General features: G+C 49.0%; 25 protein-coding genes, 1 tRNA gene and 1 pseudogene. 21 read left to right on the top strand and 6 right to left on the bottom strand.

Annotated elements, in window-relative coordinates:
- The first annotated feature begins 86 nt into the window (after window positions 1-86).
- Window positions 87-158: transfer RNA gene (locus IPL71_RS03510), tRNA-Met, on the top strand.
- Window positions 159-317: 159 nt separating this feature from the next.
- Here the strand turns inward: IPL71_RS03510 and IPL71_RS03505 are convergent.
- The 4 genes from IPL71_RS03505 to IPL71_RS03490 all read right to left on the bottom strand — a co-directional run bounded on the left by IPL71_RS03505 (window position 318) and on the right by IPL71_RS03490 (window position 2,959).
- Window positions 318-1,100 carry a hypothetical protein gene (locus tag IPL71_RS03505; RefSeq protein ID WP_345318920.1) on the bottom strand — a complete coding sequence of 261 codons (783 nt, stop codon included), beginning with the start codon at window positions 1,098-1,100 and terminating at the stop codon, window positions 318-320.
- A gap of 116 nt (window positions 1,101-1,216) precedes the next feature.
- Entirely contained in the window at window positions 1,217-1,678 is a 462-nt protein-coding gene (smpB, locus tag IPL71_RS03500; protein ID WP_345318918.1) for an SsrA-binding protein SmpB, read from the bottom strand.
- 31 nt (window positions 1,679-1,709) lie between these two features.
- Window positions 1,710-2,189, bottom strand: a complete 480-nt coding sequence (locus IPL71_RS03495; protein WP_345318916.1) for an MFS transporter — start codon at window positions 2,187-2,189, stop codon at window positions 1,710-1,712.
- Window positions 2,147-2,959 carry an MFS transporter gene (locus tag IPL71_RS03490; RefSeq protein WP_345318914.1) on the bottom strand — a complete coding sequence of 271 codons (813 nt, stop codon included), beginning with the start codon at window positions 2,957-2,959 and terminating at the stop codon, window positions 2,147-2,149. Before IPL71_RS03490 ends, IPL71_RS03495 begins: the two co-directional genes overlap by 43 nt.
- Window positions 2,960-3,052: 93 nt before the next feature.
- On the opposite strand from IPL71_RS03490, the gene IPL71_RS03485 reads away from it, so the two are divergent.
- Complete coding sequence (locus IPL71_RS03485; RefSeq protein WP_345318912.1) at window positions 3,053-3,541, top strand: hypothetical protein; 489 nt, start codon at window positions 3,053-3,055, stop codon at window positions 3,539-3,541.
- 213 nt (window positions 3,542-3,754) lie between these two features.
- On the opposite strand, the gene IPL71_RS03480 is transcribed toward IPL71_RS03485, so the two are convergent.
- Window positions 3,755-4,399, bottom strand: coding sequence for a hypothetical protein (locus IPL71_RS03480; protein ID WP_345318909.1), 645 nt, complete (start codon window positions 4,397-4,399; stop codon window positions 3,755-3,757).
- A 215-nt stretch (window positions 4,400-4,614) separates the two neighbouring features.
- Between IPL71_RS03480 and IPL71_RS03475 the strand changes: the two are divergent.
- From IPL71_RS03475 to IPL71_RS03410, 14 genes and pseudogenes are all read left to right on the top strand, one after another.
- Window positions 4,615-5,764, top strand: a pseudogene (locus IPL71_RS03475) (aminotransferase class V-fold PLP-dependent enzyme).
- Between the two features lie 191 nt (window positions 5,765-5,955).
- The gene (locus IPL71_RS03470) at window positions 5,956-6,600 is read left to right on the top strand and encodes an NBR1-Ig-like domain-containing protein (protein WP_345318908.1); all 645 of its coding nucleotides are present in this window, start codon (window positions 5,956-5,958) and stop codon (window positions 6,598-6,600) included.
- 7 nt (window positions 6,601-6,607) lie between these two features.
- Window positions 6,608-7,648: a CAP domain-containing protein gene (locus IPL71_RS03465; RefSeq protein WP_345318906.1), complete on the top strand. Its 1,041-nt coding sequence runs from the start codon at window positions 6,608-6,610 to the stop codon at window positions 7,646-7,648.
- Window positions 7,649-8,041: 393 nt separating this feature from the next.
- Window positions 8,042-8,437, top strand: a complete 396-nt coding sequence (locus IPL71_RS03460; RefSeq protein WP_345318905.1) for a patatin-like phospholipase family protein — start codon at window positions 8,042-8,044, stop codon at window positions 8,435-8,437.
- Entirely contained in the window at window positions 8,379-8,678 is a 300-nt protein-coding gene (locus IPL71_RS03455; protein ID WP_345318903.1) for a hypothetical protein, read from the top strand. Before IPL71_RS03460 ends, IPL71_RS03455 begins: the two co-directional genes overlap by 59 nt.
- 20 nt (window positions 8,679-8,698) lie before the next feature.
- Window positions 8,699-8,902, top strand: coding sequence for a hypothetical protein (locus IPL71_RS03450; RefSeq protein ID WP_345318901.1), 204 nt, complete (start codon window positions 8,699-8,701; stop codon window positions 8,900-8,902).
- Entirely contained in the window at window positions 8,895-9,545 is a 651-nt protein-coding gene (locus IPL71_RS03445; protein ID WP_345318899.1) for an alpha/beta hydrolase, read from the top strand. The genes IPL71_RS03450 and IPL71_RS03445 overlap by 8 nt, the downstream gene beginning before the upstream one ends.
- Before the next feature lie 82 nt (window positions 9,546-9,627).
- A complete protein-coding gene (locus IPL71_RS03440; protein WP_345318897.1) occupies window positions 9,628-10,746 on the top strand; it encodes a L,D-transpeptidase in 1,119 nt (372 codons plus the stop codon).
- A gap of 57 nt (window positions 10,747-10,803) precedes the next feature.
- Window positions 10,804-11,538 carry a cytochrome c biogenesis CcdA family protein gene (locus IPL71_RS03435; RefSeq protein WP_345318895.1) on the top strand — a complete coding sequence of 245 codons (735 nt, stop codon included), beginning with the start codon at window positions 10,804-10,806 and terminating at the stop codon, window positions 11,536-11,538.
- A gap of 89 nt (window positions 11,539-11,627) precedes the next feature.
- On the top strand, window positions 11,628-12,638 hold the full coding sequence (locus tag IPL71_RS03430; RefSeq protein WP_345318893.1) for a glutaredoxin family protein: 1,011 nt from the start codon (window positions 11,628-11,630) through the stop codon (window positions 12,636-12,638).
- Window positions 12,638-13,420, top strand: a complete 783-nt coding sequence (gene pgeF, locus IPL71_RS03425) for a peptidoglycan editing factor PgeF (RefSeq protein ID WP_345318891.1) — start codon at window positions 12,638-12,640, stop codon at window positions 13,418-13,420. The genes IPL71_RS03430 and pgeF overlap by 1 nt, the downstream gene beginning before the upstream one ends.
- Before the next feature lie 37 nt (window positions 13,421-13,457).
- On the top strand, window positions 13,458-14,198 hold the full coding sequence (locus tag IPL71_RS03420) for a YggS family pyridoxal phosphate-dependent enzyme (RefSeq protein WP_345318889.1): 741 nt from the start codon (window positions 13,458-13,460) through the stop codon (window positions 14,196-14,198).
- The gene (locus IPL71_RS03415; RefSeq protein WP_345318887.1) at window positions 14,195-14,461 is read left to right on the top strand and encodes a YggT family protein; all 267 of its coding nucleotides are present in this window, start codon (window positions 14,195-14,197) and stop codon (window positions 14,459-14,461) included. Before IPL71_RS03420 ends, IPL71_RS03415 begins: the two co-directional genes overlap by 4 nt.
- Before the next feature lie 8 nt (window positions 14,462-14,469).
- A complete protein-coding gene (locus IPL71_RS03410) occupies window positions 14,470-14,778 on the top strand; it encodes a DUF167 domain-containing protein (RefSeq protein WP_345318886.1) in 309 nt (102 codons plus the stop codon).
- 222 nt (window positions 14,779-15,000) lie between these two features.
- On the opposite strand, the gene IPL71_RS03405 is transcribed toward IPL71_RS03410, so the two are convergent.
- Window positions 15,001-17,442 carry a tetratricopeptide repeat protein gene (locus IPL71_RS03405; protein WP_345318884.1) on the bottom strand — a complete coding sequence of 814 codons (2,442 nt, stop codon included), beginning with the start codon at window positions 17,440-17,442 and terminating at the stop codon, window positions 15,001-15,003.
- 149 nt (window positions 17,443-17,591) lie between these two features.
- Here IPL71_RS03405 and IPL71_RS03400 point away from each other — a divergent pair, with 149 nt between their 5' ends.
- From IPL71_RS03400 to ahcY, 5 genes are all read left to right on the top strand, one after another.
- The gene (locus IPL71_RS03400; RefSeq protein ID WP_345318882.1) at window positions 17,592-18,737 is read left to right on the top strand and encodes an ABC transporter substrate-binding protein; all 1,146 of its coding nucleotides are present in this window, start codon (window positions 17,592-17,594) and stop codon (window positions 18,735-18,737) included.
- 9 nt (window positions 18,738-18,746) lie between these two features.
- The gene (locus tag IPL71_RS03395; protein WP_345318880.1) at window positions 18,747-19,415 is read left to right on the top strand and encodes a class II aldolase/adducin family protein; all 669 of its coding nucleotides are present in this window, start codon (window positions 18,747-18,749) and stop codon (window positions 19,413-19,415) included.
- 5 nt (window positions 19,416-19,420) lie between these two features.
- On the top strand, window positions 19,421-20,470 hold the full coding sequence (gene mtnA, locus IPL71_RS03390; protein ID WP_345318879.1) for an S-methyl-5-thioribose-1-phosphate isomerase: 1,050 nt from the start codon (window positions 19,421-19,423) through the stop codon (window positions 20,468-20,470).
- A 121-nt stretch (window positions 20,471-20,591) separates the two neighbouring features.
- The gene (locus tag IPL71_RS03385) at window positions 20,592-21,548 is read left to right on the top strand and encodes a carbohydrate kinase family protein (RefSeq protein WP_345318877.1); all 957 of its coding nucleotides are present in this window, start codon (window positions 20,592-20,594) and stop codon (window positions 21,546-21,548) included.
- A gap of 98 nt (window positions 21,549-21,646) precedes the next feature.
- The gene (gene ahcY, locus IPL71_RS03380) at window positions 21,647-22,978 is read left to right on the top strand and encodes an adenosylhomocysteinase (RefSeq protein ID WP_345318875.1); all 1,332 of its coding nucleotides are present in this window, start codon (window positions 21,647-21,649) and stop codon (window positions 22,976-22,978) included.
- Window positions 22,979-22,980 lie beyond the last annotated feature (2 nt).

Genomic DNA, 22,980 nt, shown 5'->3' with positions numbered 1-22,980 from the left:
GTGGTTAGCCCGCAAAGTTAGCCGCTCTCCATTAAAATATTGCTTGACGATTTCATGCGGGTTATGGTAATATCTTTGTTCATCGATGCGGGGTGGAGCAGTGGCAGCTCGTCGGGCTCATAACCCGAAGGTCACAGGTTCAAGTCCTGTCCCCGCTACTAATCAAAAAAGACCATGTGAAAAACATGGTCTTTTTGTTTAAGTGGCTTGTGCTTTGAAAGAAATGCTTTAACAAAAAGAGAGAACCTTTATGAGTTCTCTCTTTTTGTTATTCACCTTACGCTGTCCATTTTTTGTGTGCTGTGAGTTATTGAAAATTACCACTTGCAATCTGGTGTGGTGTTAAGTCCTGCAGATTTTCCAACTCGTTTGTACATTGTCACGTTGGTAAAAGGTTCACCGAGAATGCCATCGTGGATGGCCCATGAACGTTTGCGAATGCCGTTCGCGGCTTCGGGCTGACGGAATGCCGTGGAGCCGTCAAGCTGCGCTGATAGATCGCCGCCGCTTTGAAAGCCCGCGTGGATGCTGTCCATCAGGCGTTTGCCCACTTGATATGAAAATCCATAACGTTCAAAGATGACTGCGTTGTGATAATACAAAGGCTCGACGAAATACATGTCGTGACCGAGTGCTGTGACGAAGACTTCGAATGCTTCAATCGCCTGACCCAGCAATCTTAATCCGCGTCGCACCTGACCGGGAGCCAGACCCGCTTCGAGGGCTGTTTTTTCCGCTTCGATATTTCTTTGCAGCGTGCCGAATTTTGTCGGAGAGCCATCCGGCATTTTATCCACATCAAAGCGCGGAGATGCGGGATCGTTGAGGATATAAAGCAGGACGTGGATCTGTCCGTTCATGGTGTCGGTGATGTGGGCGTATAGGATCGGGTCTGGAAAACTGACTTCATGAAAGAGACGCATTTCCACATCGGTGGAGCCGGTGGCAAAACGGAATTGCAGAAGGTTGTGTCCGGCGGCAGAAGTTAAGGGTGGAATATTATATTTTTCAAGCAGCGCTGTGGGAATATAACGCGCATAGATCGCACGTTTTTCAGGTTCGGGAAGCAGGTTGATTCCGCCTATAGTGGAGGGGGGCATGGTTTTGGTTTCCTTGTTTGCATTCCCGAAACTTAACCACAAAGTCTCAAAGACACCAAGCCACAAAAAATCTTAGAGTCTTTGTGGCTTTGCGCCTTAGTGGTAACGGTCTCAGGTTATCTGACTCTGCTTGCTCTTTCGTTATCGCGCGCTTCATCTCTTTTGGCGATCGTAGCACGTTTATCGTAGGCTTTTTTGCCTTTGGCGAGGGCGATCTCGAGCTTGGCGCGTCCGTCTTTGAAGTAGACTTTGGTTGGGACGACCGTATTGCCTTTAATGCGGATGTTATTCCACAACTCAAGGATTTGCTTTTTATGCAGGAGCAGACGGCGTTTGCGTTTGGGCTCGTGGTTGAAATGAGTCCCGGCTTGTTCGTAGGGTGCAATATGCGCTTCGACGAGCCAGGCTTCCTGTCCGTTGGGGATATCGACGTAGGATTCCTGGATGCTGATCTGCCCCGCACGAATGGATTTGATCTCCGAGCCTTGCAGGACAAGCCCTGCTTCGAAGGTTTCCATGAGGAAGTATTCAAAGCTGGCTTTGCGATTGCTTGCGATGATTTTAATGTTTTCTGTCACAAGTTGATTTTACCGCTTTTCAGAGCAGACTTTATCCCCATTTGAGAATAGCCATGCCGGCGAGGATGCGCAGCACGCCGAAGACGATCAATGCGTTGACGAGGCCGGTCATCTCGGCGATGGCGGGACCCATGAGAGAACTGCTGAGGATGGCAACGTTGAGGACAATGCTGTACCACGCGAGATGCGAGGGACGGTCATCGGATGGAATTTTTTCGAGCATGTAATTAATATATGCGCCGTTGACCATGGCGAAGAGGAATCCGCCGAGAAAGGACAGCACGTAATAATTCCAGACCGTGTGTGCCACCGCAAGCATGAAGGGATAAATTGCCATGCCCGCCACACTCCAACCGGTGACGATCTTGTTGCCATAGCGATGTGCAACTTTTCTGAATTGAGTGGATCCGATCAGAACGCTAAGGTAATAAAGCGCGGTGCCTGTGCCGAGGTTGTTGTCGTTGAGATTTAAGACGCGCACATTGAAGATCGGATAAACCGGTGCGGACATATAATGCGCCAGATGAAAAGCGAACAGCACCAGCAAGACGTTCCGGAATGGGGTGCGCCAGATATCAAGGCGCAGCGCCGCCTTAATGCCACGGGGAGATTCTGCCCGGGGTGTTGGATCGGTGTCGGCGCGGATTGAAGCGGGGAGGTTTCTTCCAAGGGTGTGACATGATAAATATGGTAACTACTCATCGCTGCGCCAAATGCCCCGATCGCAAAAATAATGGTGTAGCCCATGTCAAGCTGCATACTTTTTAGGAAGTAGCCTGCGCCAAACGAGGTGAGCATGTATGCGATGGCGAAGGTGACGTTGCGCGTGCCTGCCACTTGTGCGCGGAAGCGGTCGGGGACGGATTCTGCGAAGAGGGCGTTGAAGCCGACGCCGAGCGGTGTGAGCGGAATTGCCATGAAGAAGGCGAGTACGATCAAGGCCCAGATCTGACCTTGCGCGTCGAAGAGCCAGGGCAGGGGAATCCAGAGCACGTAGCCGAGACGGAGGACGATAGATGACCAGAAGACGGCGCGGCCTGTGTGACGTTTTTCGATCCAGCGGCCGGCGGGGATGGCGAGGAAGAGGTTGACGATTGCGGCCATGGCGGTCAGCAGGCCGATCTGTAAGCCTGATGCGCCAAGACGTGTGACGTAGACATTAAGAAAGTTGACGGCGGTGCCGCTTAATACGCCAAACCAGGCAATGTCAAAATATAAATGCCAGAAGTTGGAACGATATTTTTCGGGGATATCTGATTGTTGAAATAAGTTAAAACGCATAAGATGATTATAACCACTAACGATTGCGGATTTATGATTGATGATTTTGGATTTGTGATTTACGATTGCATTCTGGTTTTGGAGAATTTTCTCATGCACTCAAAAAATGCCGATAACGTGATCGCAGAACTTGATAAATTTCTAAAGTTTAAACATCCTTCTTCGGTGTTGCAATTCATCACAGGTATGATGGTCGGGTGGACACACTTTGACAGGGAGAATAAACCAGATCATTCAGATATAGACCGTGCCTGGGATCAATATTTCAAAGCACTCAGAAGCAGTATTGACCGAAGATTGTTATCTCCGTCTGACTTGGGTACAGGAAGGAGGAAAAGAGTGTTCTGTCTTCCAGCACATGTTTATCAGGGGAAAAAATTAAATCAGGTAATTGCCTTGTTGGGAAGTATGCCTGCGGATGATGCGATCAATTTTATGGCCGAGGTGACAACGAACTGGTGTTTTTCCATCCCTGAGAATTATCTGCCTCTTTTACCAGATGGGCCTGCTGAGAAAACGGATGAAGCGATTGCCAATGCAATTTACACATGGCTTGTAAGATATTATGACCTTTGGCCTTGATATTTAAAACTAAGATCCACGAATTTAGAATTAATTATTTATCGCAAATAACCTAAGTTGCCACCTTATTCAATTTCACCGCGGAGTCGCGGAGGGCGCAGAGAAAAAGCCATTAAAACTCCGCGGACTCGCGACTTTTATGCCCGTCAGTAGAATTTTTTCAATCCGCGATCATTTTGACATTTTTTATCCTTCATCCTTTATTCCTTATCCTTACGCACTTCCCACCACATATCGCAATTTTGACTGTTCCGTCTGCGGCGTTGAAACGCGGATCGGACCATATCTGCCTTCGGCGTTTACAGTTAATTCAAAAGTAGCCAGCGCGGTCTTCATCTCAGGCGGCAGGCTGATGATGGCGTGCATTCGGCGGCTTCCGCTCAAGGGATATTTTGCATGTACCGTATATCGCCAGCACAGCCGTGACTCTTGCAAACCTTCCACATGCACAACGGGGATCACTGTGCCGACATCAATCGTCGTTTCAGCTTTTGCCACAGACATATCTGTGGTGCCAAATTTGAAATCGGGACCAATGCCAAGAGTCACCGAATCATTGAGTGCCACGGTCTGTTCGCGCGGAAAGGCGTCAAAGACCAGCGCACGGCTTTCACCCTGCGGACTCAGCGAAATGCAAAAATCCGCTGAGGTCACTTTGATATTTCCGCGCGGACTAAGCGTGAACGCGAGTTGTAAAAGATAAAAACGATTGCCGCCGACGGGCGGTTTCCAATTGCCGCCCAACATTTCTCCGTCAGCCCATTGAAACGGCGTTCCGATACTGGCTGTGATTTCGTCTACGCCGCGAAATGCGAGAGGCGCTTCCAGAGTCCCCTTGCCAAAGATTTTTTGCCTCAACCGAACTGGAAATATGCATCTTACCCTTCCTTTCCATGAGCCTTGAAAAAAATCAGATGTTCAAATTATAGGCTTGTTGTGAAAATATACCCCGTTATTTTTATCCTGATTTTGTCATTGTTCATAAAATTGCGGATTCGATTTTTTATACGTTGACTTCACTCTGCGCTTCGATTATCCTCGTCCGAAAATATTACTCTTATCAAGGAATAAAAATGTATAACCTGCGTAAACTTTTTTTGCTCGACCCCTCAGTCACCTTCCTCAATCACGGCTCCTTCGGTGCAACGCCAAAATCGGTCTTTCATGAATATCAAAACTGGCAAATGGAACTTGAAAGACAGCCCGTTGAATTTTTAGGCAGACGCTTCACCGGCTTAATGGCTGAGTCGCGCGCGGCGCTGGGGATATATCTTGGGTACCCATGCCGATAATCTGGTCTACACTCAAAATGTGACGATCTCCATGAATATCGTGGCGCGCTCGCTTGAGTTGGGCGCGGGCGACGAAGTCCTCACCAGCGATCATGAATATGGCGCAATGGATCGCACCTGGCGCTTTCTGGCAAAAGAACGCGGTTTCACTTACATCAATCAGCCTGTTTCTTTAGAGTCTCACGCCGCGTTTATCGACTCGTTTTGGTCGGGCGTCACGCCGCGCACACGGATTATTTTTCTCAGTCACATCACCTCGCCGACCGCCGTAATTTTTCCGCTGGATGAAATTATCAAACGTGCGCGCGCGGCAGGCATCATCACCATCATTGACGGCGCGCATGTCCCCGGTCAACTTGCGCTGGATCTCGATTCCCTCGGCGCGGATTTTTACGGCGGCAATTTGCACAAGTGGCTGTGCGCCCCGAAAGGCGCCGGCTTTTTATATGCGCGGCCTGAAATGCAGCATCTGCTCAAACCACTGGTCGTCTCGTGGGGGTACGAATCCGAAGCCCCGAGCGGCTCCATCTTTATTGATCATCACGAATGGTGGGGCACGCGTGACCTCGCCGCATTTTTAACTGTCCCGGCCGCGATTGAATTTCAAACCAAACATAAATGGGACACTGTGCAGGCCGCCTGCCACGAATTGGCAGTGGATGCTCAAACCCGCATTTGCAACTTAACCGGCCTTGCTCCGCTTCATTCTTTAACTGAAAACTGGTTCGCCCAACTAACAGCCGCCCCGCTGCCAGTGGATACTGACCTCGTCGCGCTTAAGGCGCGTTTGTACGATGAGCATCGTATCGAAATCCCTGTGATCGAGTGGAAGGGCATGAAATTAATCCGCATTTCGATTCAAGGTTACAACTCCAAACGAGATGTGGATCATCTGCTGAACGCATTAACCAGCCTGCTCGACAAAAAATGAGCAATCTCTCATTCTGAACGTATGAATCCCATCTACATCGGATATGTGATTTTGTGTTAGATTTAAACACAGCCTTAACAAACCACCCTTGAATTTCTTTTGAACTTCCCTGGTGACTTTGTGTCCTTAAAGAGAATTTATTCAGGAGACTCGAATGAAAAAAATATTTATCCAGTACACTTATTTTAACTTTGCTCGCGTTAATTTTAGCGGCCTGCACCGGCGCAGCGGCCCCCACCCAAAGCAACGAAGTTTTGATGACCTCAGCCGTAGGTTCAATGGTCGCATCTTTCTTCGGCACACAGACCGCCATGTATACCCCGTCAACCCCAACCTTTACGCCCACATACACACCATTTCCCAGTCCCACCGTTATTTATCCCACGGCCACATTTGCACCCACGTTAACCCCAACATTTATTTACTATTCACCCGTGCCAGTCGGGAGCATCACCGCAACTGGCACTCTGTCTACGCCAACCGTGGATTCAAACTCACTGGCAGTCGGCTGCAATAATCTGGCTTTTGTTCGGGATGTCACCATTCCCGCAGGGACAATTGTTGCGCCGGGCGATTACGTCACCAAAACCTGGAAGGTCGAAAACACAGGAACCTGCGACTGGATGTATCAGTACACCCTTGTTTTAACAGGTGGTGAATATTATGAAAGCAAGGATGTGAAGATCCAAAAAAGAGTTCCGGTTGGCAGTTGGACGGAGTTATCCGTTTCCATGACCGCACCCAGAGACAATGGAACCTACACCAATTATTGGCGATTGTCTGAAGGTCCCACATTGTTTGGCGCAACGCTCGTTGCAACGTTTACTGTGCAGTAAATAATTTATGTTGCAGCGCCGCATCTGTTTTTTTATTTACTTTGTTTTGTTTGCCGTGTTTAGCGTTCTTCCACTCGGCAATGCCAAAGCGCAGCCACAACTACCTCAACAGAGTATCAACTCTCCGTCACAGTTGATCGACGCGGTCAATAATCTGCGTTTGTCGTATGGTTTGCAGCCGCTGAGCGTTCATCCGGTGTTGATGCAATCTTCCCAGTCACAAGCCGATTACATGGCATCCACCGGGCAGGTCACACATTCGCGCCCGGGTGGTGTAAGTTATACCCAGCAATTATTGACTCTCGGGTTTCCGCTGGCAGGTGATCTATCGCTTGGCGGATTTCGCGCCGAGAATATTTTGAGCAGCGGCAATCCGCTGGTATGGAATGGCGTCCCCTCTGCATGGCAGGATGCCGATCACATGAACACCATGCTCTCGCAGAATTTCACACACATCGGCGCGGGCATCTCCCAATCCTCCGGCGGATATTATTACGCGCTCGATTGCGCCGCTGCTACAGGCTCAGGTCAAATGCAAACCGATGCAACGGTGATCCTGACCAGTGTCCCTGCTTCAGAAGGTGGAAATTCCTCTGGCATCAGCCAATTTATGGTTCCGGTGATGATCAGCACAGCGCGTGCCGATGGGGATGTTTTTCATAAGGTGCAGTATGGTCAAACTTTATGGAGCGTCGCGATTGAATACGGCACAACGATCAAGAATATTCAGGCGCTCAATAATCTGGGTGAAGATCTTGTCGTTTATCAGGGACAGGAATTGCTGGTGCTAAAAGGTGCCACGCAATCTGCTCCTGCAATTTCTACACCGATGCCGCTTTCCACTCCCGAACTTTTCGTTGAGAATACTCCCACAGCACTTTCGGTTTTACCTCTCTCAACTCAGATTTCCTCTCCCTCCCCAACTCCAGCGGAAGAAATAATTCCTGCATCGAATTCAGCATCTTCAAGGCTGTTGGTCGGAATATTGATTATCGCCGCGTTTGTTGGCGGGGGAGTGGCCGTTTGGTTGATCCGCGACCCGAATTGATAAATTAAATCAAACTGCCCCCCCTGAAAACTTTTATCGCAGTCCGCAGAATACTCATTTTGGAACCATTTTTTGAGATGAGAGTTGCTAAGAGACTGTTTAATAGACTTTATCGGAAATTAAATTGGGACGCTGATACACGCAGAAAACGCAGATTTTTCTCTTTTGAATCAGCGAAAATCAGCGTTTCGTTTCGCGAGCGCCCAAAAAAAGGTTCTTTGCTTATTACCGATAAAGTCTAATAACTTAACCACAAAGCCACGAAGTTTTTTTTCTTTGAGTCTTCGTGGCTTTGTGGTCAAAAAACAGACTTATTAAACAGCCTCTAAATTTCCGCAAGGTATAATCTCTTTTGTTCACACTGTCTAAATTATGGAAGGGTATAAAAAAATCATGGATATTACACTGGCATTAGGCGGAGGCGGGGCCAAAGGCAATGCTCACATTGGCGTAATTCGCCGTCTTGAAAAAGAAGGATACAAAATACGCTCAGTAGCCGGGACAAGTTTTGGCGGGCTGGTCGCTATTTTATACGCGGCGGGCCGCACACCAGACGAGATCGAAGAAGTTTTTACGTCAACCGATCAAGGTAGTTTGTATGCGCGAGACTCGAATGAAGGACCTTCTTTGCTGGGTCTCTCTGGCGTGCGTAAATTATTGGATACGATTCTCGGTGATAAGACTTTTGATGATCTAAAAATTCCATGCGCTGTTACGGCTGTGGATAACCATGCTGCCGAAGCAAATTACCGACCGTATCTATCGTTTGCATGTAGCGCAGGCGTTTGATATCTTCATGCGTGCCGTAGATTTGAGCAGCCGCGCGGTGGCACATTACCGGCTTGAATCTGATGCGCCTGATGTCATCATCCGCCCGAATGTGCATCACTTGGATCTGCTGGATAAGGTGGTCGTGAAAGATGTGGCGATGCTGGGTGAAGATGCGGTGGAAGCTGTGTTACCTGAATTAAAGAAAGCAGTCTCATGGACGAGACGTGTAAACAAAATATTTTTTGGAGGTAAACGTTGAGTCGTGATGTACGCAGTTATATGAAAGATACCAATGTGCGGCTTGTTGCTGGCGCACTTCTTTTATTATTTATTGTCGGCGATGGTTTGATCTGGTTGATCTATGGTTTCGGCGCGGCAATGATGGGCCTGCTTTGCATGGCTGGCGCATTTGTTCCGATCGGGCTGATCCTTCTTCTGCTTAATCTTTCTGATTGGATCGTGAAACGTGCCGGCCGTGATTAAATCTGAACTCATTGAATTTAACGGGCGGACGATGCGTGTGCGCGCTTCGCAATCTGCTGCACCGAAACTATTGGTTCTCCTGCACGGCTGGACGGGCGATGAAAATTCCATGTGGATTTTCACACGCGGACTCTCTCCCAGTTATTGGATGATGGCACCGCGCGCGCCTCACGCCGCTGATTCAAGCGGATTTTCCTGGCGCCCGTCTCAACCTTTAACGCATGGCAGGCCCAGCCTCGAGATGCTTTTACCCGCCGCTGAAGCGCTGATCCAGCTCATTGACGAGTATTCTGCATCCGTTAAGGTGGATGCGCTGCAATTTGATTTGATAGGATTCAGTCAGGGCGCTGCGATGGTTAATTTGATGGGGATGCTCTATCCGCACAGAATCCGCAAGATGGGTGTGCTGGCTGGGTTTGTGCCCGCGGGTCTTGAAGAGCTTGTTGAAAAAAAGCCGCTGAGCGGGAAAAATATTTTTGTGGCGCACGGCACACAGGATCAATTGATTCCGGTAGACCGTGCGCGTGCTTCGATTGAAATTCTTGAACAGGCTGGCGCACAGGTGACCTATTGCGAGGATGAGGTCGGTCACAAGTTGAGTTCGAATTGTTTGCGTGCACTGGAAGCCTATCTCAAAGATTAATCCATTCTCACAAGGCTGTTGACGCTCTTTTTGTTTGCAGGTATCCTTGAAAAATAATTCTATTTTAGCAAAGGTATGAAGTATGAAAAATAATTTTTCCCGTCGTGATTTTCTAAAAGTTGCAGGAGTTGGCTTGGGTGCAATGGCATTCAAGCCTTTTGACTTTGAAACCTTATACACCCCAAAACGATTGCCGCAGTTCCCGGCCAGCGAAATTATTGGGCGTGTGCTGGGTATGACCGATGTGAGGAATCGTCCATCCAATGATCCTTTACAGGCGACGGCGGTCACTACATTTTATGATGATAATTTGATCGAGTGGGGGCGTGAAGTGATCGGCAATGCGGTAGGGTTAACAAACCAGAAATTCCTTGAGACACCGCAAGGGTACATTTGGGCTTCGCGCATTCAGCCCACTAGAAATTTACCCAATATTCCAATTACAGAAATGCCAGCAGGGCAGCCCGGATTTTGGGCGGAGGTAACCGTTCCTTACATTAATATGGCGCTTGAAGGCGCGCCTTATTCTCCGTGGATCCAAAGTTTGATCTCATATAATTTCCCGCCGCGTGTTTATTATGGGCAGGTGATCTGGATCGATCAGATCCGTCAGAATAATGGATTCACAGAATATCGCTGGAACGAAAATCCCGGACACGGCTATGGCTTTGGCGATCTGTTCTGGATGGACGGCGCAGGTTTGAAGGTGCTGACGGATGCAGAAGTTTCGCCGATCAGCCCTGACCTTGACCCTGCTGAAAAGAGAATTGTTGCAAGCCTTACTTATCAAACGCTTTCCTGTTTTGAAGGGAATAATGAAGTTTTCTTCTGCCGCATTTCCAGCGGCGCAATTTTTGACGCGTTTGGGGTTTCAACGGATAGTTACGCTACTCCGGTGGGTGACTTGAATACACACTGGAAAATCGTTTCTCTAAATATGAGCGGCGGCGGTTCCGCTTCTGGTTATTCCACACCGGGGGTTCCCTGGTCTACCGTTATCTCGGGCGAGGGCATTGCCATTCATGGCGCGTTCTGGCATAACGATTTCGGCGAGAGACGCTCACACGGCTGTATCAATGTCAAACCTGAAGATGCCAAGTGGATCTTCCGCTGGACCACTCCCTATATTCCGCTTTTGCAAAGTGAAGCACGAATGACCTGGCCCGATCATGGCACAACAGTGACAGTAACCGAAAGTTAAATTATCATCTAAGCTGAGATGATTTAAGTAAAAGGTTTAATATTTTTGAGGTGTTGAATGGAAATTTCGCAAATATCGGTTGGACTTGCCCTACTGGCAGGGTTGGCATCTTTCCTTTCGCCATGTGTATTTTCGCTTGTCCCTGCTTATGTAGGCTATCTTGGCGGACTTGCGGCTGGCTCTCCCGATGCCGTGGGCGGTAAATCCAATCGTTGGGTCACATTTAGCCACGGTCTGGCCTTTGTCTTTGGGTTTAGTGTAGTGTTTGTATTATTGGGCGTGGCGGCTGCTTTTGCGGGCGGCTTGCTCTATGACGTGCGTGAATGGCTGGCAAAGATCGGCGGTATTGTTGTGATCGTCTTCGGTTTGCACATGATCGGTGTATTTCACTTGCCTTTTCTGGCTTATGATAAGCGTGTAGAGCAGGCGCCAGACCCAAAGTGGGGCTATCTTTCGTCTGCTTTGATGGGTGTCTTGTTCTCGGCAGGCTGGTCTCCTTGTGTTGGGCCGGTGTTGGGTGCAATTCTGACCCTGGCGATCAATGGCGGTTCCATTTCCCTCGGCGCAATGCTTCTTTCAGCATACTCAATAGGACTGGCAATTCCTTTTCTGATTGCCGCGCTGGGTATTGGCTGGGTGACAACCATTTTGAAGAAATATAGCAAAACCATGCGCTATGTTGAAATTGTAATGGGCGTGATCCTTGTCGTTATCGGTATCATGCTTTTTACAGGCGCTTTTGAATTAATTGCCCAACAGGGTCAATTCTTCTGGTTTGATTTCGGGATATAAAACACTTACGAATTTCGGAAGTCTGTCTTAAGACACTCAAGCAGAGAGTCGCATAAAAGACTTCCGAAATTTATTTAACAGGATAAATTATGCTGAATGTGACCCTCTACACCCGCAAAGATTGCAAGTTGTGTGATGAAGTAAAAGAGCAGTTGAATGAATTACAGTCTAAATATCCGCACCGGCTGGTTGAAGTGGATATTGACCTTGACCCGGCGCTGATCGCCAATTATGGACAGATTATTCCGGTCATTGAAGTTGGACCCTATCGTTTGAAAGCCCCGATTACACCTCAGAATTTACAAATGAATCTCGGCGCGGCTTTTGACAGAAAAAATCAACTAGAAAAATTAGGCGATCCTGAATACCAAATGCGAATTAAGAAAGGGAAGAATGTGAATACTGGAGACCGGGTTTCATTTTGGATCGCAAAGCGGTATCTGCTTTTGCTGAACTTGTTTATGTTGTTCTATGTTGGTCTGCCATTTCTCGCGCCGACTTTGATGAAGATGGGCGCAGAATTACCCGCCAAAGCCATTTACCGAATCTATAGTCCGCTTTGCCATCAATTTGGATTTCGCTCATTTTTTCTATATGGCGAGCAGGCTTACTATCCGCTGGCAGAAGCGAATGTTGCCGGCGTAAAAACATTTGAGCAGGCAACGGGCATTGTCAATCTTGATGACCCGTATAGTTTCACTCGTTTTGAATCGCGCGCTTATATTGGCGATGAAACGGTTGGGTACAAGGTGGCGCTTTTCGAACGTGATGTGGCGATCTACCTGGCCATTCTTTTATTCGGCATTGTCTTTGGCCTCACCGGCCGCCGCGTTAAATCATTGCATTGGGCATTATGGCTTTTGATCGGCATCGGGCCGATCGGGCTGGATGGTTTCTCGCAGCTTCTTAGCCAATTCGACTGGGCATGGCTGGCATCCATTATTCCCTATCGTGAAAGTACGCCGTTCCTGCGCGCATTCACTGGCGCGTTGTTTGGGCTGGCTACCGCCTGGTTTGCATATCCCAATATTGAAGAATCCATGAGTGAGACCCGTCAGTATTACATTAAAAAATTTGCCGTGCATGAGGCTTCGCAATAATGCCGTTTCACGAACGCAATGGGCTTCGCTTTTATAGCTTTGATATTTTTTCCAATTCAGTGATGCAGGGAGTTTTTACCCGCCGCGGCGGTGTGAGTCTTGCGCCCTGGCATTCCCTAAACCTTGGCGGATCGGTGGGAGATGACCCCGCTCATGTAGCGCAGAATCGCCTGCGCGTATTTGATACCATGCGACGTGACCCCGCATCCATCCATGACGTTTGGCTGGTTCACGGCACAGACATTGTCTACGCTGACGCCCCGCGCCTGCTGACAGAGCCATCTGCCAAAGCCGATATTATTTTTACCGACAACCCTCAGGTGTCACTCTATATGCGTTTTGGCGATTGCGTGCCTATTTTATTTCACGACCCTGTGACACAGGTGATCGGGATTGCACACGCTGGCTGGCTGGGAACCGTGCGCGGCGTTGTGAAATCTGCTGTGGATGGAATGCGATCACGTTACGGTTGTCAGCCGGAGAATATTGTCGCGGGCATCGGCCCATCGATTGGCGTGGATCATTACGAAGTGGGCGCGGAAGTCATCTCGCAATTTCAGGAAAAACATAAACAGGATGCAGAGCGCGTTATCCAGATCAGAGACGGACGCACTTACTTGGATTTGTGGGAGTCGAATACCATCCAATTGCGAAACGCCGGGGTGGAACAGATTCAGGTTGCAGGCTTATGTACGGCCTGTCATCTTGATGATTGGTTTTCACATCGGGCAGAAAAAGGCAAAACGGGCAGATTTGGCGCATTAATGGCGCTCCAGGCATAGGCGGGGCGCGAAGCGGGAAGCGGGGTAAAATAAATCCATGAGCGAATTAATGTCATCCATCCGTGAAAGATATTTGCAAACTTTAGATGAGATCGCAAGCGCTGCCCGTGCGGCAGGCCGCGATCCCGGGGAAGTTAAACTGGTTGTGGTTACAAAGGCGCAGCCCCTTGAAGTAGCGCGTGCGGCGATTGAGGCAGGCGCGCACATCCTTGGTGAAAATTACCCGGAAGAGGGTGTTATGAAACTTCAATCTCTGCGTGAATTTTCTGCGGTAGAATGGCACATGATCGGTCATGTGCAGAGCCGTAAAGCGCAGCTTGTGGCAGAGAACTTTAACTTATTACATTCTTTAGACAGCTTGAAACTTGCTTCACGGCTGGATCGGTTTTGCGGCGCGGCAGGCCGCACATTGCAGACGTTTTTGGAGTTCAATGTGGGTGGTGAGGATAGTAAATCTGGCTGGTCTGCGTGGGACGAAGCGCGCTGGCCTGTGCTGTTGGATGAGCTTGCCGCAGTGATCACGCTGCCGAATTTGCAGGTCTGCGGTTTAATGGCAATGCCTCCGCTGGGTGGAACCGCAGAATTTTCGCGGCCTTATTTTCAAAAGTTGAAGCGCTTGCAGGAATACTTGATCTTGCAATTTCCGCATGTTAATTTTTCAGAACTTTCCATGGGTACCAGCACAGATTTCAAAGTGGCAGTACAGGAGGGCGCAACTTTGGTCAGGGTGGGCACGGCCATTGTTGGTCCGCGTCAATATAAAACGGAGGCTGGATGAATTTTTCATTATTGATTACGTTCATTGAAGTGGTTTCTCAGTTATTCATTTGGGTCGTAATTGCGTCATCTCTTTTTTCTTTTTTTCTTGCACCTTATCACCCTGTACGTGAGGCTCTTGATCGTATTGTAGATCCTTTTTTAGCTCCGATCAGACGCGTATTGCCAATGGCTGGCACACTTGATTTCAGCCCTTTGGTATTAATTCTCGCAGTCCAGTTTTTAGCCTGGATTTTGACCACTATTTTTATTGCAATAAGTTGAGGTGAAGCATGTCTAGAAAATATGACTTTCATGATGGCAAACGTGGATCCGCCATCGCCGTCCGCGTTACTCCGCGTGCCAGCCGTAATCAGATCATGGGCGTGTTGGATGATGGCACGATCAAGGTGCATCTTGCCACAGACCCGGCGGATGAAAAAGAGAATTCTGAGTTACTGGGTTTTCTCGCGGAAGTTCTTGGTGTGCCAAAATCGCGCGTGGAAATTGTAGCAGGTGAAAATGGCCGGGATAAACTGGTCTCTGTCCTGGATATGGATGTGGAAACCGTGCATCACCGCGTCGTTGCGCATATGGATTAATATTTTTTACAGATAACAAAAGGGTAAAGGAATTTTTTGATCCTTTACCCTTTTGTGTTTCTTAAGTTAACTCAAGTTGCTACCTTGAAATTGCTTCATCTTATTAGACCCGTTTTTGTCACAAATTACACGGATTTTTGCGCATCAACAAAAATCAGTGCAAATTAGTGAGATTTGCGGCTAGGGTTTTGGATTTCTTGATATGGCGGCAACTTGCGTTAATTACTCAGCCAAACCATACAGCCGTCTGTAAATTACATAGATCTCATAAATATTGCGGATGTAATTTCGCGTTTCTTCAAAGCGCACTGATTCCAGGAATAGGTCGGGGTCGTTCCCTGCAAGTTCTTTCCAGAGTAATGCGCTGCCGGGTCCGGCGTTGTACGCGGCCAGTGTTGCGTATAGATCGCCATCCAGCAAGTTGCGATTCTTTCCCAGATAATGTGTGCCAAAGGCCACGCTTACATCGGGGCGGTATAAATCTTTTTCGTCATAGTTAAAAGGCCAGACAAGCTCAGAGACGATCTGCGCGCCTGTAGATGGGACGATCTGCATTAATCCGCGTGCGCCCGCGTTTGAGACAACAAACCCCTCAAAGAGACTTTCCTGCCGGATCACACTGAAGATAAACAACGGGTCTAATTCATTTGTTTGCGCATCAGGCAGTACAAGGTCGGAATAATACAATCCATAACGTACGTGACTAAAATAAGGCGGAGCCATCATTGACTCGGTGTGATCGTCCAGTCCGGCCAATGTCAGGATCTGACGTGCCGCAAAAATGGCGGAACGATATAAGCCGATATCGAGCATGTAGTTCGTTAATCGATAGGTGCTCACGGCGTCATTATTTATTTCTGCACGTAGGTTTTCAAATTCAAGACGTGCATCTTCGTAAAGACCGATCTCCCACAACTCTGTCCCACGGATGATGCGCGGATCAGCCGCCAGCGGCCCCAGTCCGCTGAGGTCTGTTTCTGCTGAAAGATTGAAGGTTAATCGAATCCATGAGTCGGCGTCTTTTCGTTCGGATATCAGATTTGGTGCGAGGTTGGTGGATGTCGGCGGGGTAAAGGGAGTTCGGTCTATTAACAGGTCACGGGCGCGTTCGCTATAATATCCACCCGGATCAAAAGTTTGCGCTTTGCGCCACGCATTTAATGCATCTTCGTCGTTGCCAAGTTTTTGCTGAGCCTTTCCCAGCCACAAATATCCGCGTGCTTGATCGACAGCCAGCGAAGAAAGTGTCAGGCTGCGATTGAATGCATCCAACGCGGCGACAGTCTCACCGTTGCGATAATAAACGATGCCCATCAAAAAGACAGCCGTGGATGCCTGCTCCGTGCCCGGATATTCATTTGCCACACGCGCCCAGGTTTCCAGCGCCTGCGGATATTGCGCATCACGTTCGTAAATGCGCGCCGCGCTCATTAAATATTCCACAGAAAGTTCGCTATTTGGCACAGCGGTTACAAAATCCAAAAGTGTTTTTGCGGCGATCGTATATGAACCCTGGTTGTACCATTCGATAAACGCTTTTTCGCCCCACGCGTCACCCCATCTTGGATGAGTCTGATAGCCTGAAATAAATACAGCCAAGCCGGTTGTTGCGCTGTTGTAATCTCCCTTGTCGCGTAAAGCGAGCGCACGATAATAATGTGCTGTGCCATCATTGACAGGATTTGCCGCGAGGTATCGGTCAAAGGCAGAGATCGCTACATCATATTCGCCGGCAAAGTAGTCCACCAGACCGCGATCGAGTTCGTCCACTTCTGCGCCTGCTTCGAGCAATGCCAGCAGACTGAGATATGCGTAATACGAAAGCGGATAATCTTCCACGGCCAGCCGGAATTTACCCAACGCTTCATCACTGCGACCGAGAGCCTGATACACCAGCCCTGACTCATACGCCACTTGCGCTTTGATGTAATCGTTTGGCGCGCGGGCTGTGATTCCATCGTATCGTGCCAGCGCCGTGTCGTAATTGCCCAATTCTGTTTGTGTCGATGCGACTTTCAGATCAAGTACGATGCCGTCACCCAACCCTGCGGCTTGCAGCGCGGCTGTATATGCAGGCAGCGCGTCGTTATAGTTTTGCGCTTCAAAGAGCGCGTCGCCACGTAATTCCTGTACGTAGGAATCCAAATATCCCGGACGCAGGATGAGATAGGTCTGCCAGGCATCTGCTGCGGCTTGATAATTGTTCAAGCGGTAATACGCCAAACCTTGCAGGAAGTGCGCCTGCCCAAGATGTGTAGATTGCGGATACTCTGTGATAAGTGTTTGAATTGAAGTGAGCGTGTCTTCATAGCGTTCTTCAGAAAAATGCACACGCGCCTCTCCCCATTTCGCGGCGGCTTGCACCAGGACATCAGGCGAGTCTTGAAACGCGGTTTGATAGGAAATCAGAGCGCTTTCATAGTCACCGTTAAAAAAGGCGTGGTCACCAACGCCTACGCGTGCCGTGGGCAGCGGAGTGGGCGTGATCGTAGGGGTGAAGGTTGCTTCGGGCGTGGGGGATATGCTTGGGGTCACTGTCCAGCCGGGGGGGATGGTGGGCAGACCCGGGATGATGGAACAGGCTGTTATCGCAGCAACAAGCCAAAGTCCAAGAATGATGCGGAATTTTGATGCGAAACGAGTCGAGGGTCGTGTGTATTTCATCCTGTTTTTATACTGGTAAAAGACAGGTGCGTCAAGCGGGGTTAAATTCGGATTCTGTGTGATATATTACGGGGTGCCGCATAAATCATAAATTTATATATCAAGCGGTGACATGGTTTTAAATTTCAAAAATAAAAGAGGAAACGAAATTGAACATACAGCACAAAATTTATCATTTCAGTCGGTTGATTTTGGTCGTCTTTATGTTGATCGCCGTGATCGGTTGTTCGGCGAAGCAGGAAGAATCAGCAACAAAGGTAACATCCACCGGGTTTGTCTGCCCTGAGCCAAGTCCGCGGGTGGAGTTTGAAAGCAAAGAGATCAACATCTTTACATGGACAGAATATGTGCCAGCCGATATCATCGACTGCTTCGGACTCGTATATGATGTTGAAGTAAATGTTGACTATTTTTCATCCAATGAAGAACTTTATACAAAGATGTCTTTTGGTGAAAATGTAAACCCGTATGATGTGGTACATCCCAGCGACTATATGATTGGTGTTTTGATCCGTGAAGAACTTTTGCAGAAACTGGATCAAGGCAAATTGCCGAATAATAAAAATTTAAACGCAGACCTGGTCAACGCCTATGGCGAGACCGCTGATTATGTAGTGCCGTACCAAATGGGAACACAAGCCATTGTGTACAACAGCGAAACTGTCACCGATCCGCCGGCTTCATGGGCTGACTTGTGGAACAAGGAATATGAAGGCCGCATCGTAGCCGTGGACGATAACCGCGTCATTATTGGCATGACCTTGCTCACACTCGGCTATGATGTCAATTCGACCGATGAAGCGCAGTTGAAGGAAGCCGAACAAAAACTGCGCGAGCTGATGCCGAATATCCGTGTCTTTGACAGTGACAGCCCGAAGAATCCGCTGTTGGCCGGTGATGTGGATCTCGGCATTGTATGGAATGGCGAAGCATTTCTGGCTCAACAGGAAAACCCCGCCTTCAAATATGTCTTCCCCGAGGAAGGTTCGATCATCTTCTATGATGGCATGGGAATTCCCGCCAGCGCACCGCATCCTGACATCAGCTATGCGTGGTTCAACTATCTCATGCAAGGCGATACATTCTGGTTGACTCTGGTTGATTATCCATACACCAACCCAAATCAAGCCGCGCTGGATTTTGCAAAAGAAAATCATACAGAAGTTTACGAAGCCTACATGAATTCCCCGGTAACCAACACCCCCGCAGATGTTTTTGCGAATGGGCATGAGGTGCAAGACCTTGGGAATGCGCTTTCACTTTACGATGAACTTTGGACTTCCATAAAGGAATAGCCGATCCCCATGTTAAATTTCCCCTTCTCAGCAGGTGAATCTGACCTGCGCCTTGCGATCGTGGAATGCGGCCGTATTGCTTATGAACGTCATTTGATGACCTCGAACGACGGCAATATTTCCATTCGTATGGATGATGGTTTGATTCTGATTACACCTTCAGGTCTTTCAAAAGGACGTTTGAGCACCGACGATCTGATCGTGGTCGATATCGAAGGCAATCTGATCTCGGCGCGCGCAGACCGCAAACCGTCATCTGAAACACCCATGCATCTTGAAGTCTATAAAAGTCGTGAAGATGTACATGCTGTTGTCCATGCGCATCCTCTCTTCGCCACCACGCTGACCGTGGCCGGTCTTGAATTCCCGATTGATGTGCTCCCTGAAGTTTTATTAACATTGGGCGAAGTTCCCATTACAGATTACGCCACCCCTGCTTCACATGAAGATGCGGTGGTCATTCGGCCATTCTTAAAAGAGTACAACGCACTGCTGCTGCGTCAGCATGGCAGCCTGACCTACGGAAAAAATCTTGACGAAGCCTTGATCCATCTGGAACGTATCGAGCATGTCTCTGAAGTATATTGGCGCGCAAAAATGCTGGGTACTGTAAAACGAGTTCCGCTTGAAGCGCAGGAAAAACTCATTGCGATGCGTGACCAATTTTTAAAAGGTTAAAAAATATGCGAACTGTATTTTGGGATAATAACGAACTGAAGATGATCGACCAGCGCATTTTGCCTGCCCGCCTTGAATTGGTTGCCATTCGAAAACATAAAGATGTGGCACATGCGATCACGGATATGGTGGTACGCGGCGCGCCCGCCATTGGAGCCGCCGCCGCGTTTGGCCTCGCGCTTGCCGGATATGAATCCGCATCCTCTTCGACCGATAAACTGTTTGCCGATCTACAGGCAGCTTCTGCCGTTTTGAAGTCTGCCCGCCCAACTGCGGTAAATCTTGCCTGGGCCGTGGATCGGGTTATGCGTAACGCCGAAACTGTAAAAGATTCACTCTCGGCTGATGACCTGCGTCAGTATGTATTGGCAGAAGCGCAAAAGATCGCAAATGAAGATGTTGAGATCAACAAGCGCATGGCTGAATATGGCGCAGCCTTGATCAATGACGGCGACACCATTATTCATCATTGCAACACCGGCGCGCTTGCCGCAGTGGATTGGGGCACCGCCTTGGGTGTGATTCGCACTGCGCATGAGCAAGGCAAGAAGATTCACGTCCTGGTGGATGAGACCCGTCCACGCTTGCAGGGCGCGCGCCTTACCGCCTGGGAATTGGAACAATACGGAATTTCCTATGAGATCATTACCGATAATATGTCGGGCCATTTCTTGAAATCAGGTCAGGCGCAAAAAGTATTCTTTGGCGCAGACCGCGTCGCCGCGAATGGTGATGTTGCCAATAAGATCGGCACATATATGCTTTCACTCGCCGCGCATGATAACAACGTCCCGGCTTATGCAGTTGTCCCCACACCAACTATTGACCTGTCTCTCGCGCACGGTGGTTTGATTCCTATTGAAGAACGCAACACAGATGAAGTGCTCGGCATTCAGTTTCACGGCGAACCCATCGCGCCGAAAAATGCCAAAGCGCGCAACCCAGCTTTCGACGTCACCCCGAACCGGTTGCTGAGCGGCATCGTCACCGAAAACGGAGTCGTGTATCCGCCGTTTGATGTCAATTTAACAAAAGTTGTAAAACAGAGCGCTTAGAAAACTGATAGGTTGAAAACTTTACATTCACAAAGCGCCATGATAAACTTTTGGCTGTTCGATAAATCAGGGCGCACTCCTGCGAGTGCGCTTTTTCCTGCGTAATTTTTGGAGGTCCACGTTGGACATATTACTAACTGGTTCGGTTGCTTACGATTACTTAATGACATTTCCCGGTTTGTTCAAGGAACAAATTCTTCCCGAACGGCTGGCTTCGATCAGCCTTTCGTTTTTGGTTGAATCCATGTCCAAGCAGCGCGGCGGCATTGCGCCGAATATTGCATATACCATGGCTTTGCTTGGCGAAAAGCCGCGTGTGATGGCTACCGTTGGCGAAGACTTTGGTGACTATCGTGCCTGGCTCGATGCAAAAGGCGTGGATACTGACCTGATGAAAGTTGTCCCCGGACTTTTCACCGCCTCGTTCTTTGCCACGACCGATACTGATTCTGCTCAAATTGCATCTTTCTACCCTGGGGCAATGGCGCACTCTGCCACTCAATCTCTGAAAGATCTTGATAGCAAACCTGACCTTGTCATTGTTTCGCCCAGTGCACCAGATGCGATGATGAAATTCCCGGCCGAATGCCGCGAATTGGGCATCAAATATTTGTATGATCCAAGCCAGCAGGTTTTACGCCTTGAAGGTGCAGAACTTGCGCGCGATATGGAAGGTGCATACTTCCTTTTTTGTAATGATTATGAATTCGGCTTGATCTCCAAGAAAACAGGCTGGAGCCTTGATCAGATCCTTGAGCACGTGCAAGTGTTGGTCATCACACGCGGCAAAGACGGCGCTGACTTGTATGTGGGCGGTGACGCGGTTCACATCCCGACTGTTCCTGAAGATCAGATCGTTGATCCCACCGGCGTAGGCGATGCCTTCCGCGGCGGATTCCTCGCTGGCTATTCTCACGGCTTCGATTGGAAGTTGTGCGGCGAGATCGGTTCACTCTCTGCGGTATACTGCCTTGAACAGCGCGGCACTCAGAATCATTCCTATACCAAGGAAGATTTTGTCAAACGGTTCCGCAAGCATTTTGATGATGCTGGAAAACTGGACGTATTATTAAAATAGAAATTTTGGTGTGTGGGTTTATAAATCCTCAAGCCTTAGAATTAAAAATGTTGCGGATTGGAAATCCGTGATCTGAAGCATAACTAAAGGAGAAATAAATGGATAACTATGATGTAAAAGATCTGGCTCAGGCCGAAGGTGGCCGCCGCCGTATTGATTGGGCTGAACGCGAAATGCCCGTTCTTCGTTCCATTCGCGAACGTTTTAAGAAAGAAAAACCCCTTAAGGGATTGCGCCTTTCCTGTTGTTTGCATGTGACCACCGAAACCGCGAACCTGATGATCACCCTTCAGGAAGGCGGCGCAGACATCGTCCTCACTGCTTCAAATCCGCTTTCCACACAGGATGATGTGGCTGCCGCTTTGGTCAGTCAGTACGAAATCCCTGTATATGCGATCAAAGGCGAAGACAAGGTTACTTATTTCAAACACATCCGCGCCGCGTTGGAGCACATGCCCCACATGACCCAGGATGATGGCGCTGACCTCGTTTCCTCCCTGTTCTTCATCGAAATGGGACGCTTCGAAAAACTTGAGCCTTCCCTTGCTTCATGGGCTCAGGGCTTAACCGCTGAACAACGCACGCAAATGCTCGCGAACGTCATCGGCGGCACCGAAGAGACCACCACGGGCGTTATTCGCTTGAAGGCGATGGAAGCTGACAAAGTTTTGAAATTCCCTGTCATCGCTGTGAACGATGCGTTGACCAAGCATCTCTTTGATAATCGCTACGGCACCGGCCAATCCACTGTGGACGGCATCATCCGCGCCACCAATGTGTTGTTGGCAGGCAAGAACTTCGTCGTCGCTGGCTACGGCTGGTGCGGACGTGGTCTCGCTTCCCGCGCACGCGGTATGGGCTCTCAGGTCATTGTGACCGAGATCGATCCAATGAAGGCTCTCGAAGCCGTTATGGACGGTTTCCAGGTCATGCCAATGACCGAGGCCTCCAAGATCGGCGACATCTTCTGCACCGTTACCGGCGATATCAACGTGTTGGATAAGCATCACTTTGAAGTGATGAAAGACGGCGCAATTGTTGCCAACTCCGGTCACTTCAATGTTGAGATTAACATTCCTTCCCTCGCTGCAATGAGCGTGGGTGAGCCCAACCTCGTCCGCCCGTTCGTTGAACAGTACACCACCAAAGATGGCCGCAAGATCAACATCCTCGGCGAAGGCCGCTTGATCAACCTCGCTTCTGCTGAAGGTCACCCTGCCTCCGTGATGGATATGTCCTTCGCCAATCAGGCTTTGTCTGCTGAATATATGGCCAAGAATGCAGACAAGTTGGAGAAGAAAGTTTATTCCGTCCCAACCGATATCGACAATGAAATCGCCCGCCTCAAATTGCTTTCCATGGGCATTCATATTGATATGCTCACAGATGAGCAGTTGCACTACTTGAATTCCTGGGAAGAAGGAACCTAAAT

This window comes from Candidatus Villigracilis proximus, from assembly GCF_016717045.1.
GTDB lineage: Bacteria > Chloroflexota > Anaerolineae > Anaerolineales > Villigracilaceae > Villigracilis > Villigracilis proximus.
Note: the sequence above shows the minus strand (reverse complement) of the source record. Positions and strands in the feature narration are given on the sequence as shown.

What these genes read in the sequence shown, in the direction of transcription:
- IPL71_RS03420 (WP_345318889.1), top strand. Translation starts at nt 13,458, where the DNA reads ATGAGCGAATTAATGTCATCCATCCGTGAAAGATATTTGCAAACTTTA.
- IPL71_RS03405 (WP_345318884.1), bottom strand. Translation starts at nt 17,442, where the DNA reads ATGAAATACACACGACCCTCGACTCGTTTCGCATCAAAATTCCGCATC.
- mtnA (WP_345318879.1), top strand. Translation starts at nt 19,421, where the DNA reads ATGCGAACTGTATTTTGGGATAATAACGAACTGAAGATGATCGACCAG.
- IPL71_RS03435 (WP_345318895.1), top strand. Translation starts at nt 10,804, where the DNA reads ATGGAAATTTCGCAAATATCGGTTGGACTTGCCCTACTGGCAGGGTTG.
- IPL71_RS03490 (WP_345318914.1), bottom strand. Translation starts at nt 2,959, where the DNA reads ATGCGTTTTAACTTATTTCAACAATCAGATATCCCCGAAAAATATCGT.
- IPL71_RS03460 (WP_345318905.1), top strand. Translation starts at nt 8,042, where the DNA reads ATGGATATTACACTGGCATTAGGCGGAGGCGGGGCCAAAGGCAATGCT.
- IPL71_RS03440 (WP_345318897.1), top strand. Translation starts at nt 9,628, where the DNA reads ATGAAAAATAATTTTTCCCGTCGTGATTTTCTAAAAGTTGCAGGAGTT.
- IPL71_RS03505 (WP_345318920.1), bottom strand. Translation starts at nt 1,100, where the DNA reads ATGCCCCCCTCCACTATAGGCGGAATCAACCTGCTTCCCGAACCTGAA.
- IPL71_RS03465 (WP_345318906.1), top strand. Translation starts at nt 6,608, where the DNA reads ATGTTGCAGCGCCGCATCTGTTTTTTTATTTACTTTGTTTTGTTTGCC.
- IPL71_RS03430 (WP_345318893.1), top strand. Translation starts at nt 11,628, where the DNA reads ATGCTGAATGTGACCCTCTACACCCGCAAAGATTGCAAGTTGTGTGAT.
- IPL71_RS03410 (WP_345318886.1), top strand. Translation starts at nt 14,470, where the DNA reads ATGTCTAGAAAATATGACTTTCATGATGGCAAACGTGGATCCGCCATC.
- IPL71_RS03415 (WP_345318887.1), top strand. Translation starts at nt 14,195, where the DNA reads ATGAATTTTTCATTATTGATTACGTTCATTGAAGTGGTTTCTCAGTTA.
- IPL71_RS03495 (WP_345318916.1), bottom strand. Translation starts at nt 2,189, where the DNA reads ATGTCCGCACCGGTTTATCCGATCTTCAATGTGCGCGTCTTAAATCTC.
- IPL71_RS03455 (WP_345318903.1), top strand. Translation starts at nt 8,379, where the DNA reads ATGCTGCCGAAGCAAATTACCGACCGTATCTATCGTTTGCATGTAGCG.
- pgeF (WP_345318891.1), top strand. Translation starts at nt 12,638, where the DNA reads ATGCCGTTTCACGAACGCAATGGGCTTCGCTTTTATAGCTTTGATATT.
- IPL71_RS03395 (WP_345318880.1), top strand. Translation starts at nt 18,747, where the DNA reads ATGTTAAATTTCCCCTTCTCAGCAGGTGAATCTGACCTGCGCCTTGCG.
- ahcY (WP_345318875.1), top strand. Translation starts at nt 21,647, where the DNA reads ATGGATAACTATGATGTAAAAGATCTGGCTCAGGCCGAAGGTGGCCGC.
- IPL71_RS03450 (WP_345318901.1), top strand. Translation starts at nt 8,699, where the DNA reads ATGAAAGATACCAATGTGCGGCTTGTTGCTGGCGCACTTCTTTTATTA.
- IPL71_RS03485 (WP_345318912.1), top strand. Translation starts at nt 3,053, where the DNA reads ATGCACTCAAAAAATGCCGATAACGTGATCGCAGAACTTGATAAATTT.